The following is a 16,484-nucleotide window of genomic DNA, read 5'->3' as shown; positions in this document are numbered from 1 at the left end:
ACGTCACTGGCGGGGCGAAAAATGGATCTCGACCTGCACCACATGCTTCGGTCGCAGTCCTGAATTGCCGTCAATAAACTCCATGATCGCATCGGACGCATTGCCGGTCCACTGCCCTATCAACAGATCGACCAGGTATTGATCAAGCGGGATGGCTGCCGACCGAATTTCGTTGTACCCCACCGTGCGCGATTTGGCTCCTTTCTTCGAACTTCCGGCTACGTAACCCAGTAGATGGCGTGCCGGCACGACAAGCACTTCACCGTGTCCGCAGATGAGAAAATACACCGCACTAGCGCACTTTCCAATCAATGTCTTCAACTGGGCGATTTCGATTTTCCAGCTATCTGCGATCGCGGCATTCTCATTACCTGCCAATGTCTTTTTCACCTGTACGAGCCCGGCCCAGTCAAGCGCGTAGATTCCCTGCGCTCTAGCCCTTACCACGAAGGCGAGATCACAACCATACGTCGGCTCTTCCGCGGATTTGGATATCTCACGCTGCGACAATCTCAAGGTAGGAATGCCAAAAGCCTCAGAACGAGCATAGGTTGACAGCTTCCGGCTCTCGCCGAATTGTTCGACAAGTAAAGTCATCAGAGTAGCGGTGAGCGCCTCTTCCTGGCTCTTCCACTGATTGGGAACATCGACAGCAAACTTGTGACAGGCCCGCGCCACCCCGTCGCGCAAATATTTTTCCAGCCGATCAGAGCCTACCCAGGTCGAAGACCGTAGTGCCAAAGGCGAAGGAAACTTCGGCGTCCCGTCGAAGTAATGCGCCAGTGAATCGGCCAATGCCAATGAATGCTTGTCCGCCGGATCCACGATGCCTTCGGCCAGTGCACGGATTCCCATGGCAAGCGTTGACACGGCAGGATCTGCCTGCAACACCTGTAACCCATTCCTGACTTCTTCGTTGGTCTGGGCGAGTTCGCAGCTAATGAGGGTCACGTCCTGTTTGATCGCTTCTGCGTGCAGCAATATCCACCGTAATGCTTTTACCCACAATTCCGGGTCACGCTTTACCAGCGCTAAAAGCCCTGCACGCACACCGCTGCGTTCAGTATCATTGTCGCTCCCGCGCAGTACACTCAGTTGTTTCAGGAAATACCACAGTGTCCCCATTGGTGCGAATTCGGGATGCCGGCTTCCACCATGCAAACGGTCCAATACATCCTGAACATCTCCAATCGTGGAAGCGCGGATACCTGCTGAATAGCCTGCCCCGAGCATGGTCATGCCTGGACAATGCGAACCGACCAGCTTGATGGCTGGCGGGAGCACACGCAGATAGCCCCAATCGATATTATCAGTCCACAGACCAGAGGTTTTCGTTCCTGTCCTGTTAAAGCTGCTCTCCCACAAATATGCAATCGCATGCGCGAGCCGGGGATCGCCATCGCGTGCGAAAGCGACGATCGGGTTGGTACGGCCATCGGCCAGCGTTATTCCTGCGATCAGGTTCAGAAACTTGAACTTGGTGTCGATACATTTGAGGTCCAGCACCGCGTTCACCAACTTGCATGCTTCATCGTGAGCTGCGGTGGCGACCAGCAATGGAAGCACCTCGTCCAGCAACTCTATCACTGCGTCATTTCCGGTCTGGCTAATATCGATGGATTCGATACGGGCCAGGCACCATTCGATGTAGCGTGCAGAAGACAGCTGAATTAACGCCGAATGAAATTTCTTCCAGGCGCCTGGGTGCCGTGACGCTGTCAGTTGGGCCAACCGATGGATCAGGCAGTCTGGCCCGGAATAAAACTGAATACCAAAATCGCTTGCGGCTGCCCAAATCGAATCAGCTTCGGACTGATCCAGCTTGGCGGCGAAGTCGATAAGCATGTCGTCGGTGAGTTGCAGCAAGAGTTCATCTGCATCATCCTGCCCAACGATTTCGGAGAATTTCGCTAACTGAATAGCCGGTGAATCACCTGTCTCGCTCATGATGTTTACCCTGAAATCCGATTAGTGTATAGAACGCAAGAAAGACCGCACCTAGCAGGGTTATCAGGATTTTTCACATGACAATATGTGGCGCCTTCGCTGCCACACTCGCGCTCCGACATCCTTCCGTAACTGGCTGATGCTGGCGCTCCCGAATTCCCGAGGTGCCAGTGCTGATCCAGGCCAGATATGTTCTCCGGTATGTCTTCGTCACCAGTAACCGAGGATCTTCCACCAGGCGCCGCCCACCAGGGCGAACACCGCCAGCTCGAACACGCACATGATGAAGCCGATGCGCCACCACGCCCCCATCGTCACGTAACCGCTGCCGAAGATGATCGGCGAGGTGCCGGTGGCGTAGTGGGTCAGGGTCATCATGATGGCCGAGGCGGCGGTCATCATGAGCAGGAACAGCATCAGGTATTCCCCCGGCACCAGCGCGGCCCCGACCGAAAGAAAAGCGAACATCATGGCGCTGATATGGGCCGTGGTGCTGGCGAACAGATAGTGCGAGAACACGAAGGCCAGCACCAGCACGGTCGCCGCCGCCTCCCACCCCATGCCGCTGGCGACGATCGCGTCGCGCATGCCGTCCGAGGCCCAGGCGATGACGCCCAGTTGATTGAGCTGCTCGGCCAGCATCACCAGCGCACCGAACCAGATCAGGGTATCCCAGGCGCTTTTCTCGGACAGCACATCATCCCAGTCGAGGGTGCCGGTGATGATCAGGGTGAACAGGCCGAGGAAGGCGACCACGGTGGGGTCGAGCGTAAACGCCGGCCCGAACAGCATGGCCGGCACGTTCGCCCACAGCACCAGCAGCAGCCCAAAGGTGCCGAGCATGACTTTTTCGCTGGCCGACAACGGCCCCATGCGCGCCAGCTCGCTGCGCGCGAACTGCACCGCATCCGGCGTCCGCTTGAGCTCGGGCGGCGCCAGCAGGTAGACGACGAGCGGCATCAGGAACAGGCAGACCAGGCCCGGCAGCACCATGCACAGGGCCCAGGTGGTCCAGCTCAAGTGAAAGCCCTGGCCGCTGGCGCGGGCGACGAAGTCGACCACCAGCGGATTGGGCGCGGTGGCGGTCAGGAACATCGCCGAGGTAATCGGATTGGCGTGGTAGTTGACCAGCGCCAGGTAGGTGCCCACCTTGCCCTGCGTGCCCTTGGCCGGATCGGAGTCGAAGGCGCTGGCGATCGACTTCATGATCGGGTGCACGATGCCGCCGCCGCGCGCGGTATTACTGGGCGTAAACGGCGCCAGCACCAGTTCGCACACGGCCAGCCCGTAGCCGATGCCGACCGTGCGCTTGCCCAGCAGCGCGATGAACTGCAGGCCGATGCGGGCGCCCAGCCCCGTCTTCTTGAGACCGCGCGAGATCAGCACGGCGACCACGATCAGCCAGATGAGCGGACTCGAAAAGCTGCCCAGGGCGTCGGCCATGGCGCCCTTGGACGAACCGGAAGTCACTTGCGACAGCGAGACGATGACGATGGCCATCAGGGCCATGACGCCGATCGGCATCACCTTCAGGATGATGGCGATGATGGTGGTGAGGAAGATGGCGACCAGGCCCCAGGAATCGGGATCCAGTCCCTCGGGATGGGGCAGCGCGAGCAGCGTGAGGAGGACGGCGGTGGTGACGAGTGCGGGAACCAGGCGGAACGGCACGGCCTGGTTAAAGTAACGAAACATGGCCTGCAATTGCGACAGCATGACGATTCCTTCTGACGATGTAACCAGATAACAACTACTGGTTAACATGTTAGCAGAGGAATGTTGCAATGCATCAATTGTTGACCATGGCGGTCGGGAACCGCGAAGGTATTCAGCGATTGCCTGCCGCGGGCAGGCACGCCCCGCCCGGCGCATCGATCCCGCAGGGAACGCCGGCGCAGCAATTCTCGGTGAGGAAGCCGACCAGCTCGCTCATGGTGTCGAACTGCGCTGTGTAGATGACGAATCTCCCTTCCTGGCGCGCCGTCACCAGGCCGGCATGGCTTAGCTCCTTCAGGTGGAAGGACAGCGCCGACGAGGCAATGCCCAGTTCCTCGCCGATCTTCCCGGCCGGCAGTCCCGATGGGCCAGCCTGGATCAGCAGGCGGAAGATCGCCAGCCGCGACTCCTGGGCCAGGGCGGCGAGCGCCGCCAGTACCTGTTTCGTTTCCATCCTCGATGTTCCAGTTGAAGAATTTCAGTGCCTCGATTATAGTCGGCCCATCGTCTCAATATCTATTGAAATGTTGAGATTAACCCGATACCTTCTTACCCATGAACTTCCTGTTCCTCTGTACTGGCAACTCCTGCCGTTCGATCCTGAGCGAAGCCGTGTTCAACCATCTCGCGCCGCCGGGCTTCAAGGCCATCAGCGCAGGCAGCCATCCGAGCGGCCGGATCAATCCGGACGCGATCGCGCTGCTGCGCCGCCACGGCATTGCAATGGACGGCCATGCCAGCAAGTCGTGGCACGACCTGCCGCTCACGCCGGACGTGGTGGTGACCGTATGCGGCAATGCCGCCGGCGAGACCTGCCCGGCCTACCTGGGCGACGTCGTGCGCACGCACTGGGGACTGGCCGACCCGAGCGAGGTGCAGGGAACGCCCGCGGACATCGCGGCCGCCTTCGAAGCGACCTACGCGATCGTGCTGGCCCGCGTCCAGGCGCTGTTCGCCTTGCCGCTGGCCGAGCTGGCCGGCGAGCGCGCAGCGCTGAAGGAAGCGCTGGACCGCGTCGGCGCATGCTGACCGCCTCGCTCATCTTCGTCGCCACGCTGGCGCTGGTGATCTGGCAGCCGCGCGGCCTGGGCATCGGCTGGAGCGCGGCCGCCGGCGGCCTCGCCGCCCTGCTCACCGGCGTCATCGGGCTGTCCGACGTCCCCGTGGTGTGGAACATCGTCTGGAACGCCACCGGCGCCTTCGTCGCCGTGATCGTCATCAGCCTGCTGCTCGACCGCGCCGGTTCGTTCGAGTGGGCCGCGCTGCACGTGGCGCGCTGGGGCAAGGGCGACGGCCGGCGCCTGTTCGTGCTGCTGGTGCTGCTCGGCGCCGCGGTGGCGGCGCTGTTCGCCAACGACGGCGCGGCGCTGATCCTGACGCCGATCGTGATCGCCATGCTGGCCGCGCTGCGCTTCCCGCCGCGCGCGACGCTGACCTTCGTGATGGCGGCCGGCTTCGTCGCCGACACCGCCAGCCTGCCGCTGGTGGTGTCGAACCTGGTCAACATCGTCTCGGCCGACTACTTCGGCATCGGCTTCGCGCGCTTCGCCGCGGTCATGGTCCCGGTCAACCTGGTCTCGGTGGCGTCGACACTGGCGGTCCTGTACCTGTTCTTCCGCAAGGACATCCCGCGCGACTACGACCTCGCCCAGCTGCGCGCGCCGGGCGACGCGATCGTCGATCGCGCCACCTTCCATGCCGGCTGGTGGGTGCTGGCGCTGCTGCTGGCCGGCTTCTTCTGGCTGGACGACGCCGGCGTGCCGATCAGCGCCGTCGCGGCCGGCGGCGCCGCCATCCTGCTCGCCGTCGCCGCGCGCGGCCACCGCATCCCGACGCGCGAAGTGCTGCGCGGCGCGCCGTGGCAGGTCGTGGTGTTTTCGCTCGGGATGTACCTGGTGGTGTACGGCCTGCGCAACGCCGGCCTGACCGACGGCCTGGCCGTCCTGTTCGAACGCTGCGCCGCCTACGGCGTCTGGGGCGCGGCGCTGGGCACCGGCTTCATCGCCGCGGCCCTCTCGTCCATCATGAACAATATGCCGACGGTGCTGGTCGGCGCGCTGGCGATCGACGCCAGCGCCACGGGAGGCGCCGTGCGCGAGGCGATGATCTATGCGAACGCGATCGGCAGCGACCTCGGTCCCAAGATCACCCCGATCGGCAGCCTTGCCACCCTGCTCTGGCTGCACGTCCTGTCGAGCAAGGGCATCCGCATCTCGTGGGGCTATTACCTGCGCGTCGGCGTGGTGCTGACCTTGCCGATCCTCCTGCTCACGCTGTGCGCGCTCGCGCTGCGCCTGGGCTGAACACTGAAAGCGAACATGGACAAGATACCCGACCTTCCCAATATCGATCCGGCGCGCCTCGACCTGCCGGCCGCCAAGCGGCTCGCTCCCGCGGACGGCGTCGACCATCCGCCGCGCATCCTGATGCTGTACGGCTCGCTGCGCGAGCGCTCGTTCAGCCGCCTGCTGACGGAAGAAGCGGCGCGCATCCTGCGCCACTTCGGCGCCGAAGTGAAGATCTTCGATCCGGCCGGGTTGCCGATGGTGGGCGGCGCGCCCGATACCCACCCGAAGGTGGCCGAGCTGCGTGAACTATGCATCTGGTCCGAGGGCCAGGTGTGGTGCAGCCCCGAACGCCACGGTGCGGTGACGGCGGTATTCAAGAACCAGATCGACTGGATCCCGCTCGAACAGGGCTCGGTGCGTCCCAGCCAGGGCAAGACGCTGGCCGTGATGCAGGTCTGCGGCGGCTCGCAGTCCTTCAACGTGGTCAATACCCTGCGCCTGCTGGGCCGCTGGATGCGCATGTTCACGATTCCGAACCAGTCGTCGGTGCCGATGGCCTACAAGGAATTCGGCGACGACGACCGCATGCGCCCGTCCGCCTACTACGAGCGCGTGGTCGACGTCATGGAGGAGCTCTACAAGATCACGCTACTGATGCGCGGCAGCAGCGATTACCTGACGGACCGCTACAGCGAACGCAGCGAGCGCGCCAACCAGGCGATCGACCGCCAGATCGCGCGCTTGTGAGCCGGCGCGCCACGCTGCTACCATGAAGCCATGACCGACATCCGCACTGCTTCCAGCCTGGACGCCGCGCGCATCTGCGCCATCTACAACCACTACGTCGCCACCACCACGATCTCGTTCGAGGAGGCGCCGGTGCTTGATTCCGACATGGCCGAACGCGTCGCGGACGTCACCAAGGGCGGCCTGCCGTGGCTGGTGCTGGAGGTCGACGGCGTGGTGGCCGGCTATGCATACGCCACCAAATGGCGCGCCAGGCCGGCCTATCGCCATGCGGTGGAAAGCAGCGTCTATCTGGATCCCGCGCTGGCGGGCCGCGGGCACGGCCGGCGCCTCTACGAACGGCTGCTCGCCGAGCTGCGCACCCGCGGACTGCATACGGTCATCGCGGGCATCGCCCAGCCCAACGAGCGCAGCGTGGCGCTGCACGAGCGCCTGGGCTTTTGCAAGGTCGCCCAATTCGCCGAGGTAGGCCTGAAGTTCGGGCGCCGGCTGGACGTCGGCTATTGGCAGCTGCTGTTGACGCCGCAGCCTGCACTCACATCCGGCTAGCCAGGGTCAGCTCGCATCCTGCTCGCCAGTGGCAGAGTCGCGTACCGCAGCACGGCAAGACTGATCAGGTGATACCGCAGCGACATCTCGCGCAGCCGGGTCAGCGCAACCAGGGCCGGGGCGATGGCGCCGGCGCCCAGCGCACCGCCATCGATGCTCGACGTACAGAAGATGGCGACGATCACGCCCCATCCATATCGTCGAGGATGGCGATCGCCACCAGCAGTAGCTCGAGCGACAGCAGCGCATGGCGTCCGCTGCATTGGATTGGCTCAAACCGTGCTCTTGTCAAGCGCCTCAAGGCCAGCTGCTAGCCGTTCCTGCAGTTCGGCTCCGACGCGCTTGAAGCCAAGCAGGCGTGCTGCTGAACGCATCAATTCGGATGCGTCTCCGCCAGCGTTGTCCGTGCGTGCGATTCGCAGTGCAGCTCCGATTTCCAGCATGGACAAGCTGGCCGCTTTGAGAGTCGCACCGGTCTCGTTGGAGCGGTCCCGCACAGGCGTATCCTCTACCTGCGCGCGCGTGAACCAGAAGATGCCGTCGGTAAGAAGCGCGGTCCCGCGCGACTGTGCCGTGCCGAGCGCCTCTCTGGATGCAGCAAGAATCCTGCTTCCAGCCTTTTCCTTTCCGAAGCAAGACGCCAAACGCCGCGCAACTTCGTCGACATGGATAGGACCTTCTTCCTCGACGATACGTGTCACCAGATTGGCCAGGATACCGATCGGAGTATCGAGCAACTCCTTCCCCACCATAGGAAAGTACGATCGTTTGTAGTGTGGCATCTGGCGCGGTGCCACTTCTGGAAGATCGAGCATCGGCAGGACTACATCATCCGCTGGTGGGATGAAGCGCTGCCTGTTAGCGCCTTCCATTGATATCGCATGCTCGGCGGCCTGGCGTGCAGCATCGAGCGCCAATTTCAAGCGCTCGATTTCCGTCTTGCGGTTATAGAACCAGTCAGTGCTCCAAATACGATGGAAGCGCCATCCCAGGTGTTCCAGTACATCCTGACGCAACCGATCCCGCTCGCGCGCCCAGAGCGCGCTGTGGTAGGTCGCGCCATCGCATTCGACCGCAAGCAGGTAAGCTCCGGGCCGGTCTGGATGCCGGATACCGAGATCGATGCGGAAGCCCGCAGTGCCGATCTGCAGATCGGCCATATAGCCCAGACCTCGGATCACACCTGCAACATCATCTTCAAATGGCGAGTCCGCAACGCCGCCAACCGCGTCAACTCCGCCGAGCGCTGCGCCGTTGGCAAACTCCAGATAGTGTTTGAGAATACGTACGCCTTCGCGGGCGCTGCGGCTCGGATCGATATCGGCCGGGTGGAATGAAGCGAATACTTCGCATTTCAACCTGGCGCGAGTAAACAGAACATTCAGCCGGCGCTCGCCGCCTTCGCCGTTTACCGGACCAAATGCCATACTAGTCAGCTTCCCGTTAGCAGTGGTCGGGCCGTAGCAAACGCTCACGAAAATGACATCACGTTCATCGCCCTGCACATTCTCGATATTCTTGACAAACACCGATTCGGCATCGCCGTCGCGCAGGAACTCGTTCAGGACCGGATCAGTTCGCCGACGGAGCTCCAACAGCTCGGTGATCAGGTTCTTCTGTGCGGATGAAAAGGTTACGATGCCGACCGACACATCCGGATACAGACGGGCATGCTCGGCCACACGAGTGACAATGGCCTCGCCTTCTATCCGGTTGTCACGCTTCCCGCCCTTGGCATAGACCCCGGGCACGCGGGTGAACGTCAATCCAGCATTCTCGCTTCTCTGCTGCGGCGATGGCGGCAAGATCAGCTTGTCATCGTAGAACTCGCGGTTGGATACCTGGATCAGCGATGGGTCGCGCGAACGATAGTGCCACTGCAGCATGCGCGAATTCAGCCCACGCGCCTCGCACAGGCTGAGGATACTTTCCATGTCACCGGCCTTCGCAGCATTGCCGAGCAAATCGTCTTCGTCGTCTTCGCTGTCTTCATCGAATTCTACCTCGTCGTCGCTGAGCAGGCGGGCGAAGAAGGATGACGGCGGTAGCTGCTTCTGGTCTCCCACGACAACGATCTGATGCGCACGCGCGATGGCACCGAGGGCATCCTCGGGCCTTACCTGCGACGCCTCGTCAATGACCAGCAGGTCGAAGTTCAGCGCACCTGGGGGGACAAACTGAGCAACAGAAATGGGGCTCATCAACATTACGGGCTTAATACGCTGTAGCGCATTCCCCGCGCTGGAAAACAGTTTGCGCAACGCAATATGGCCACGCTTCTTGCCGATCTCGCCGCGGATGATCCTCATCTCGCCCATCGCTCCTTGCGGTACTTGCCCCAAATGCTCGGCAACGATGCTAGCAACGTTTTCCTTCAGGCGCGAGCGTTCGAGCGCCGCAAACTCGGCGACCAGCCCGTGCCGATCGAGGTTAGAAATCCCCTTCAGCTCTGGGGAGGCATCACGCGCCAGATTCCACAACTGCTCGGCACGGGCGAACATCAACTCGTTCGCTGCCTCGTCCGCGCGCAACGTACCGGCCTGGATCCCGGTCGCAATGTCGTGCAATCCCGCTGCCGCCAGATCGGCATGGGCCTGGATCAGGGCGACCCAACCCGGATACCTGTCCATCGATGACGCGACCTGTTCAACCCAATCGACGACACGCGTCAATGCATGATATTCCGATTCCTCGTGCCCAAGCGCCGCAGGCGCGAACTGAAGTACGTCGAACACCTCACCGACCGTCTGCTTGGCTACGGGTTCCAGTCGCGCCAGTTTTTGCACGAGGTCCGCGACGCGCACCGGATCGCGCCCCAGGGCGACTAGTGCGGCTGGTGGACATACCAGTGGTGCCTGACGCGCTTTCTCGCACCACGCCGCCACCGGCAGCAGTCGCGCAAAATCGGTCTGCTCGCCGCGCCAGCTGTCTCCAAGCGATTGCGCGCAGCAGGACTCGCCCACTGTCCAGGCCTTCTTTTTTTCATCGATGTCGATCAAGGCGTCGACGAGGTCGAGACGGTCCTGCGCTTTCTTGGGCAAGGGTCCACGCAGCTTGCCGGCAAGATCGCGTGATGCTTCGCGGTAGGCCCGGCCCCAACGGGCCAGGAAGGACTGCGTACCTGCCGCCAGAGCGCCGCGCAAAGCAAGCGGTGGTGCATCGAACGCCACGTCGATAAACTGGCTTCTCGCGCCATCCCTGGCCTCACGCCATACAGCGCCGAGCCGCATCACGCTGACGAGGCTGCTGAGATCGGTCGCCGACATCATCTTGGACGCGACATCTTCCATCTGCTGCGGCAGTTCCCCGACGCATTCCAACGTGTGCCGCAGGTCACGCGATGTCGCGCGAGTCGCCGGTAATTCAATGGCAAGCAATGCCGCTACCTCCTGCACGAGGCCCGCAAGCGCTGCAGCCGACTCGGCTGCCTTTGTGAACAGGCTGGACAGACGGGAAAGCTCGACCGGCTGCAGTGTCACATTACGGATACCGGCAAGTGGATGCGATGCCGGCGAGCCTTCGCTGGCGACCAGCGCGCCATAACAGCCAAGCACGCGCAGCAATTTATCCATCTGCTCGCGCGATAGCGACGCCAACACGGTGCCGGCCAGCACTGGTGCTGGGATCGACAGGCCGATGAAGCGGGCCTGGGCACCCAGCACGGAATACGGAGTTTCTCCCGAATTCCCAATGGGCCGGTGCAGTATTTCGGCAAGCACGTTCAACTTATCGCGCACCTCGGTCAGTGCCGCCGGGCCGCCAGGAATGGAAGGAACTGTCATTGACCGCGCGATCGTCCGCGCCAGCTCGGCAAGGACATCCTTCTTGTTTGCGGTGCGCGAATGCAGTTCGAGGCAGACGTCGCGCAGCCCTACCTTCACCAAGCGATCATGGACGACCGACAACGCCGCCATCTTCTCCGCCACGAACAAGACAGTCTTCCCCTCCTTTACTGCGGCAGCAATAATATTGGTGATTGTCTGCGACTTTCCCGTGCCGGGCGGCCCCTGCACGACGAGGTTGCGTCCCTTGCGTACCTCTTCGATAACGATCGCCTGCGATGCGTCGGCATCGACCACATGGAAGATGTTTGCAGGCGGAAGAATGGCATCAAGACGTTCATTCGGCCCGATCATGGGTGGCTCGGGCTGGAACCCTTCGTACAGGAGGCCGCGGGTCAGGGCGTGTCCGGCAATAGCGCCGTCGGGCCAAGCCTCCGGCGCCAGGTCGCGATACATCAGCAGCTTCGAGAATGAGAAGAACCCGAGCTGGATGCCATCGCGGTCCACACGCCAATTCACCTGCGAGGCAACCGCGGCCTCGACCTGTTCAAAATAACTGGCCGGACTCCATTCCTCGTCGATATCAAGCTCCGGCAACACTATGCCGAAATCCTCGTTCAGCCTTTGCTGGAGCGGAAGATTGGTAACAACATCTTCGTCACGCATGCGAATTTCGAAGCTAGAGGTCCGCTGGTTTCGCGTAATCTGCACGGGCAGCAAGATAAGCGGCGCTTCGCGTTGAACCGCAGAAGCCTTCGCTTCAAACCACGACATGAAACCCATTGCGAGATACAGAATATTTACGCCGGATTCTTCTTCTGCAGTCTGGGCCTCACGCGCGATCTTGAGGAGGCGCTTTTGCAGATTGTCGGGCCCCATTCGCGTCTCTAGCTGGGCATCCGTATATCGATCGACCGAAAAAGTCAGCTCGATAGAATCTGCAAGCTTGATATCGTCGCTTTCACTTTCATGGTCCTTGCCTATGGCAAGGAAACGCATGGCCTTGCCATTTCCAAGGATGCCGTAAACATCCTCCGAACGCTCGTTGACGACGTTGACAACCGTTGAGCGCGAATTCTTGCGGTTGACGTGCACCAGTCGATTTCGTGTCCCGGTCTCAACCAGACGCTTACGGGTTTCGTCAAAGAGTTTGCTCAACGCCGAATTATTTGTACGGCATTTCTCGCGATGTTCGTCAACTGGACTTGCCATGGTCACTGACCCTTAAGGATTACGCCTGCGACCAATTCGCCCTAGCGCCAGCGACATTATATGTTGTCAGTTTGCGGGTGAGGAAATCTTCCCTGAGAATAGAAGGCTTTGCGCGAATCAACCTCGGAAATGAAAAAAGCCACCTCGCGGTGGCTGTTTTCATGATACTTGGCGGAGAGGGTGGGATTCGAACCCACGGTACGGTCACCCGTACGCCTGATTTCGAGTCAGGTACATTCGACCACTCTGCCACCTCTCCGGCTTTGGTCGATCCTTGCAGTGGGCTGCAAGAGACCGCCATTATAGACGCATTCAAGAAAAATGGAAGGGGAAAATGTGCATGCAAGCACGATTCCCCTCCGCCAGCATTCAGGCAGCCGGCGCCAGGCGCTCCAGCCCGCCCATATACGGACGCAGCACTTCAGGAATGACGACGCTGCCGTCGGCCTGCTGGTAGTTCTCCAGCACCGCCACCAGGGTGCGCCCCACGGCCAGGCCCGAGCCGTTCAGGGTATGCACCAGTTCCGGCTTGCCGGCCGCATTGCGGAAGCGGGCCTGCATGCGGCGCGCCTGGAAGGCTTCGCAGTTCGACAGCGACGAGATCTCGCGGTAGGTGTTCTGCGCCGGCAGCCATACCTCGAGGTCGTAGGTCTTGGCGGCCGAGAAGCCCATGTCGCCGGTGCACAGCTGCATCACGCGGTATGGCAGGCCGAGCGAGGTCAGGATGAATTCGGCCTGGCCGACCATCTCTTCCAGCGCCGCGTACGACTGCTCCGGATGCACCACCTGGACCAGCTCGACCTTGTCGAACTGGTGCTGGCGGATCATGCCGCGGGTGTCGCGGCCATAGCTGCCGGCTTCGGAACGGAAGCACGGGGTGTGCGCGGTCATCTTGATCGGCAGTTCGTCCAGCGCCACGATCTCGTCGCGCACGACGTTGGTCAGCGAGACTTCCGAGGTCGGGATCAGGTAGAAGTTCTCGCCCTCGCCTTCCGCGCCGCCCTTCTTCACCGAGAACAGGTCGGCCTCGAACTTCGGCAGCTGGCCGGTGCCGCGCAGCGAATCGGCGTTGACCATGTACGGGGTGTAGCATTCAAGATAGCCGTGCTGGCCGGTGTGGGTGTCGAGCATGAACTGCGCCAGCGCGCGGTGCAGACGTGCCATGCCGCCCTTCATCATCGAGAAGCGCGAGCCGGTGACCTTGGTCGCGGTCTCGAAGTCCAGGCCCAGGCGCTCGCCGATGTCGACGTGGTCGCGCACCTCGAAGTCGAACGCCGTCGGCGTGCCGACCTTGCGCACTTCGAGGTTGGCGCTTTCGTCCTTGCCTTCCGGGGTGCTCTCGTGCGGCAGGTTGGGCAGCGCGGCAATGAAGCTCGCCAGCTTGGCCTGGACCTCGCCCAGCGCCACTTCGTTGGCCTTGAGCTCGTCGCCCAGTCCGGCGACCTCGGCCATCACGGCCGTCGTGTCTTCGCCTTTGCCCTTCAGCATGCCGATCTGCTTCGACAGCGAATTGCGCTTGCCCTGCAGTTCTTCGGTGCGCGTCTGGATCGCCTTGCGTTCGGCCTCCAGCGCATTGAAACTGGCCACATCGAGCTGGTACTTGCGGGTCGCCAGGCGGGCGGCGACGTTGTCGATGTCTTTGCGGAGAAGTTGGATGTCAATCATGTCTGGTTGGACTGGGCTGTGTATCGAAAACACAATTGTACCAAGCCGACCAACATTATTTGCGAGATTCGGCAACCATGCTGCCGGGGCCTCGTCAAGCCGCCCCTGAAACCGGCTTGCGCCGGTTTCAGCGGACTGCCAGGCGCGGCGCGCTGACGATCACGGTCTGGATGCTGGCCATGTCGATGGCAGGCACGGTGCTTTCGGCGATCTCGACCGGACGCTCGTTGGCGGTGGCGAAGCTGACGACCAGGCCAAGGGCGGCGACGGCGAGGAACAGGGCTTCGAAGTTTTTACGGATGTTCATGATGGCTCCTTCAGGGGTTGGGTGATTCGCGAATTGCTTTGCGATGGTGGTACTTTAGCCACCAGCCCCTGGAATCGCCATCGACTTGCGACGAAGCGCATGAAACGCGGCGCAGAATGCAGCAATGCGGGACCAGGCGCGCAATGCCGGCGCGTTGCGCGCCGTTGAAGGAAGAAGGACAGGCGCCGTACCCAGCGGCGCCATGAACAAGGCTACGAACCGTCCCCGTTCGCGCGCGCCTCGTCGTCGAGGCTGCGCAGCCATGCCAGCTTTTCGGCGATCTTCGATTCGATCCCGCGCGGCACCGGCTGGTACCAGCCCGGCTCGGGCATTCCATCCGGCAGATAGGTTTCGCCGGCCGCATACGCGTTCGGCTCGTCATGCGCATAGCGGTACTCGTGACCGTAGCCCAGCTCTTTCATGAGCTTGGTCGGCGCATTGCGCAAGTGGACCGGCACCTCGCGCGACTTGTCCTTGCGCACGAAGGCCATCGCCGCATTGAAGGCGTTGTAGCCGGCATTGCTCTTGGATGCGACCGCCAGGTAGACCACGGCCTGGCCCAGCGCCAGCTCGCCTTCGGGCGAACCGAGCCGCTCGTAGGTCGCGGCGGCGTCGTTGGCCAACTGGATCGCGCGCGGATCGGCGATGCCGATGTCTTCCCAGGCCATGCGCACGATGCGGCGCGACAGGTACTTGGCGTCGGCGCCGCCGTCGAGCATCCGGCACAGCCAGTACAGGGCGGCATCGGGGTGCGAGCCGCGCACCGATTTGTGCAGGGCCGAGATCTGGTCGTAGAAATTGTCACCGCCCTTGTCGAAGCGGCGCGCATTGAGCGTCAGCGCGTTCTCGACGAACTCGGCGGTGATGCGGTTGGTGCCGGCGGTATTGGCCGAGGTGCTGGTCTGCTCGAGCAGGTTCAGGAAGCGGCGCGCATCGCCGTCGGCATAGCCGACCAGGGTGTCGATCGCCAGTTCGTCGAATTCCAGGTGCTGCAGGGCCTGTTCGCGGGCGCGCGCCAGCAGCTGGCGCATCTCGGCGTCGGTCAATGCCTTGAGCACGTAGACCTGCGAGCGCGACAGCAGCGCCGAATTGACTTCGAACGACGGGTTCTCGGTGGTGGCACCGATCAGTGTCACCAGGCCGCTTTCCACGAACGGCAGCAAGGCGTCCTGCTGCGATTTATTGAAGCGGTGGATCTCGTCGATGAACAGGATCGTGTGCTTGCCGCGGGCCAGGTACTGCTCGGCCTGCTCGATCGCCGCGCGGATGTCCTTGACGCCCGACAGGACCGCCGACAGCGCGATGAATTCGCAGTCGAAGGCGTAGGCGGTCAGGCGCGCCAGCGTGGTCTTGCCCACGCCCGGCGGGCCCCACAGGATCATCGAATGCGGCTTGCCGGACTTGAAGACCAGGTTCAGCGGCTTGCCCGGGCCCAGCAGGTGGCTCTGGCCGACCACCTCGTCGATGGTGCGCGGACGCAGGGCTTCGGCCAGCGGCGCGGCCGGCTCGGTCTTGAACAGGTCATCCGTGGCCATGGATGCGGATAGGCGAATGGTTGTGCATGGGGCGTAGTGTATCCGATGCACGACGGGGCCGCGCGGCGCGCACGCCCCGTTGATGGCTTACTGGTTCACGACGTCGGCGCCCTGCGGCGCCGTGAACTTGAACTGCTGCGCACCCAGTTGCGGGTTGCGCTGGAAATTGGTGAAGGTCAGGCGCGAAGTCTGGCCGAAGGTATCCTTCAATTCCATCGCCATCGGCACGCCGCCCTTGAGGCCGATGCTGATCTGCTCGAACGAAGTGTCCTTGGCCTTCGGCACCGCGTTCAGCCACTCCATGCCGTCGCGCGCGCCGGCTTCGCTCAGCGTGAAGTTCTCTTCCAGCTTGTTGCTGCCGAACAGGATCGCGGCCGGCGAGCTGCCCAGCGCATTGCCGAGCTTGCGGGTGGTGACCTGGTTCAGGTCCTTGTCGTAGATGTACAGGGTTTCGCCGTCGGCCTGCAGCACCTGCTCGTAGGGCTTCTGGTAGGTCCAGATGAACTTGCCGGGGCGGGCGAACACGAAGCTGCCGCTCGAGGCCGGCGTGGCCTTGCCGCTCTTCGATTTGCCCAGCTGCTGCTGGGTGAATTCGCCCTTGGCCGACTGGGTCGAGGCGACGAAGGATTTGAACTGGTCGAGGGCGGCGGCGCTCGCCAGGCCCGGCAAAGCGAAGGCGCTCGCAGCCACCAGCGCGGCAAAAGTGAATTTGGTCATTGATTGCATTCAGCGTTCC

The 16,484-nt window shown here is 62.4% G+C and carries 13 protein-coding genes and 1 tRNA gene; 4 read left to right on the top strand and 10 right to left on the bottom strand.

The genetic code is table 11. From position 1 onward, the window contains the following. Positions 1-3: 3 nt before the first annotated feature. The 3 genes from KY496_RS01400 to KY496_RS01390 form a co-directional block, all read right to left on the bottom strand. A complete protein-coding gene (locus tag KY496_RS01400; protein WP_219863536.1) occupies positions 4-1,947 on the bottom strand; it encodes a hypothetical protein in 1,944 nt (647 codons plus the stop codon). Positions 1,948-2,157: 210 nt separating this feature from the next. Then, on the bottom strand, positions 2,158-3,663 hold the full coding sequence (locus tag KY496_RS01395; RefSeq protein WP_219863534.1) for a DASS family sodium-coupled anion symporter: 1,506 nt from the start codon (positions 3,661-3,663) through the stop codon (positions 2,158-2,160). 112 nt (positions 3,664-3,775) lie between these two features. Continuing rightward, positions 3,776-4,117: a helix-turn-helix transcriptional regulator gene (locus KY496_RS01390; RefSeq protein WP_005669588.1), complete on the bottom strand. Its 342-nt coding sequence runs from the start codon at positions 4,115-4,117 to the stop codon at positions 3,776-3,778. Positions 4,118-4,218: 101 nt separating this feature from the next. Here KY496_RS01390 and KY496_RS01385 point away from each other — a divergent pair, with 101 nt between their 5' ends. From KY496_RS01385 to KY496_RS01370, 4 genes are read left to right on the top strand one after another with little or no spacing between them, the layout of a single operon-like run. Continuing rightward, on the top strand, positions 4,219-4,692 hold the full coding sequence (locus KY496_RS01385; RefSeq protein ID WP_219863532.1) for an arsenate reductase ArsC: 474 nt from the start codon (positions 4,219-4,221) through the stop codon (positions 4,690-4,692). Next, a complete protein-coding gene (locus tag KY496_RS01380; protein ID WP_219863530.1) occupies positions 4,686-5,966 on the top strand; it encodes an arsenic transporter in 1,281 nt (426 codons plus the stop codon). Before KY496_RS01385 ends, KY496_RS01380 begins: the two co-directional genes overlap by 7 nt. Before the next feature lie 15 nt (positions 5,967-5,981). Then, a complete protein-coding gene (gene arsH / locus KY496_RS01375; RefSeq protein WP_005669584.1) occupies positions 5,982-6,698 on the top strand; it encodes an arsenical resistance protein ArsH in 717 nt (238 codons plus the stop codon). Positions 6,699-6,728: 30 nt separating this feature from the next. Further along, complete coding sequence (locus tag KY496_RS01370; protein ID WP_219863528.1) at positions 6,729-7,247, top strand: arsinothricin resistance N-acetyltransferase ArsN1 family B; 519 nt, start codon at positions 6,729-6,731, stop codon at positions 7,245-7,247. Here KY496_RS01370 and KY496_RS01365 read toward each other — a convergent pair. The 7 genes from KY496_RS01365 to lolA all read right to left on the bottom strand — a co-directional run bounded on the left by KY496_RS01365 (position 7,244) and on the right by lolA (position 16,474). Then, positions 7,244-7,432 (bottom strand): hypothetical protein, encoded by a 189-nt coding sequence (locus KY496_RS01365; RefSeq protein WP_219863527.1) that lies wholly within the window; start codon positions 7,430-7,432, stop codon positions 7,244-7,246. The two genes, KY496_RS01370 and KY496_RS01365, sit on opposite strands and share 4 nt — an antisense overlap. Before the next feature lie 87 nt (positions 7,433-7,519). Continuing rightward, entirely contained in the window at positions 7,520-12,241 is a 4,722-nt protein-coding gene (locus KY496_RS01360) for a DUF3320 domain-containing protein (RefSeq protein ID WP_219863525.1), read from the bottom strand. Positions 12,242-12,410: 169 nt separating this feature from the next. Further along, positions 12,411-12,500 (bottom strand) — tRNA-Ser (locus tag KY496_RS01355). Between the two features lie 110 nt (positions 12,501-12,610). Further along, positions 12,611-13,906, bottom strand: a complete 1,296-nt coding sequence (serS, locus tag KY496_RS01350) for a serine--tRNA ligase (RefSeq protein ID WP_219863523.1) — start codon at positions 13,904-13,906, stop codon at positions 12,611-12,613. 127 nt (positions 13,907-14,033) lie between these two features. Beyond that, positions 14,034-14,213, bottom strand: a complete 180-nt coding sequence (locus KY496_RS01345; protein WP_071363313.1) for a hypothetical protein — start codon at positions 14,211-14,213, stop codon at positions 14,034-14,036. 212 nt (positions 14,214-14,425) lie between these two features. Beyond that, the gene (locus KY496_RS01340) at positions 14,426-15,748 is read right to left on the bottom strand and encodes a replication-associated recombination protein A (RefSeq protein WP_005669579.1); all 1,323 of its coding nucleotides are present in this window, start codon (positions 15,746-15,748) and stop codon (positions 14,426-14,428) included. Positions 15,749-15,835: 87 nt separating this feature from the next. Beyond that, the gene (gene lolA, locus KY496_RS01335; protein WP_005669578.1) at positions 15,836-16,474 is read right to left on the bottom strand and encodes an outer membrane lipoprotein chaperone LolA; all 639 of its coding nucleotides are present in this window, start codon (positions 16,472-16,474) and stop codon (positions 15,836-15,838) included. Positions 16,475-16,484 lie beyond the last annotated feature (10 nt).

The sequence above is a fragment of the Massilia sp. NP310 genome, assembly GCF_019443485.1.
Taxonomy (GTDB): domain Bacteria; phylum Pseudomonadota; class Gammaproteobacteria; order Burkholderiales; family Burkholderiaceae_D; genus Telluria; species Telluria timonae.
The sequence above is the reverse complement of the archived record's forward strand: the minus strand, read 5'-3'. Positions and strand labels throughout refer to the sequence as shown.

Coding starts and splice junctions, on each gene's coding strand:
- KY496_RS01400 (WP_219863536.1), bottom strand. CDS start 1,947: ATGAGCGAGACAGGTGATTCACCGGCTATTCAGTTAGCGAAATTCTCC.
- KY496_RS01395 (WP_219863534.1), bottom strand. CDS start 3,663: ATGCTGTCGCAATTGCAGGCCATGTTTCGTTACTTTAACCAGGCCGTG.
- KY496_RS01390 (WP_005669588.1), bottom strand. CDS start 4,117: ATGGAAACGAAACAGGTACTGGCGGCGCTCGCCGCCCTGGCCCAGGAG.
- KY496_RS01385 (WP_219863532.1), top strand. CDS start 4,219: ATGAACTTCCTGTTCCTCTGTACTGGCAACTCCTGCCGTTCGATCCTG.
- KY496_RS01380 (WP_219863530.1), top strand. CDS start 4,686: ATGCTGACCGCCTCGCTCATCTTCGTCGCCACGCTGGCGCTGGTGATC.
- arsH (WP_005669584.1), top strand. CDS start 5,982: ATGGACAAGATACCCGACCTTCCCAATATCGATCCGGCGCGCCTCGAC.
- KY496_RS01370 (WP_219863528.1), top strand. CDS start 6,729: ATGACCGACATCCGCACTGCTTCCAGCCTGGACGCCGCGCGCATCTGC.
- KY496_RS01360 (WP_219863525.1), bottom strand. CDS start 12,241: ATGGCAAGTCCAGTTGACGAACATCGCGAGAAATGCCGTACAAATAAT.
- serS (WP_219863523.1), bottom strand. CDS start 13,906: ATGATTGACATCCAACTTCTCCGCAAAGACATCGACAACGTCGCCGCC.
- KY496_RS01345 (WP_071363313.1), bottom strand. CDS start 14,213: ATGAACATCCGTAAAAACTTCGAAGCCCTGTTCCTCGCCGTCGCCGCC.
- KY496_RS01340 (WP_005669579.1), bottom strand. CDS start 15,748: ATGGCCACGGATGACCTGTTCAAGACCGAGCCGGCCGCGCCGCTGGCC.
- lolA (WP_005669578.1), bottom strand. CDS start 16,474: ATGCAATCAATGACCAAATTCACTTTTGCCGCGCTGGTGGCTGCGAGC.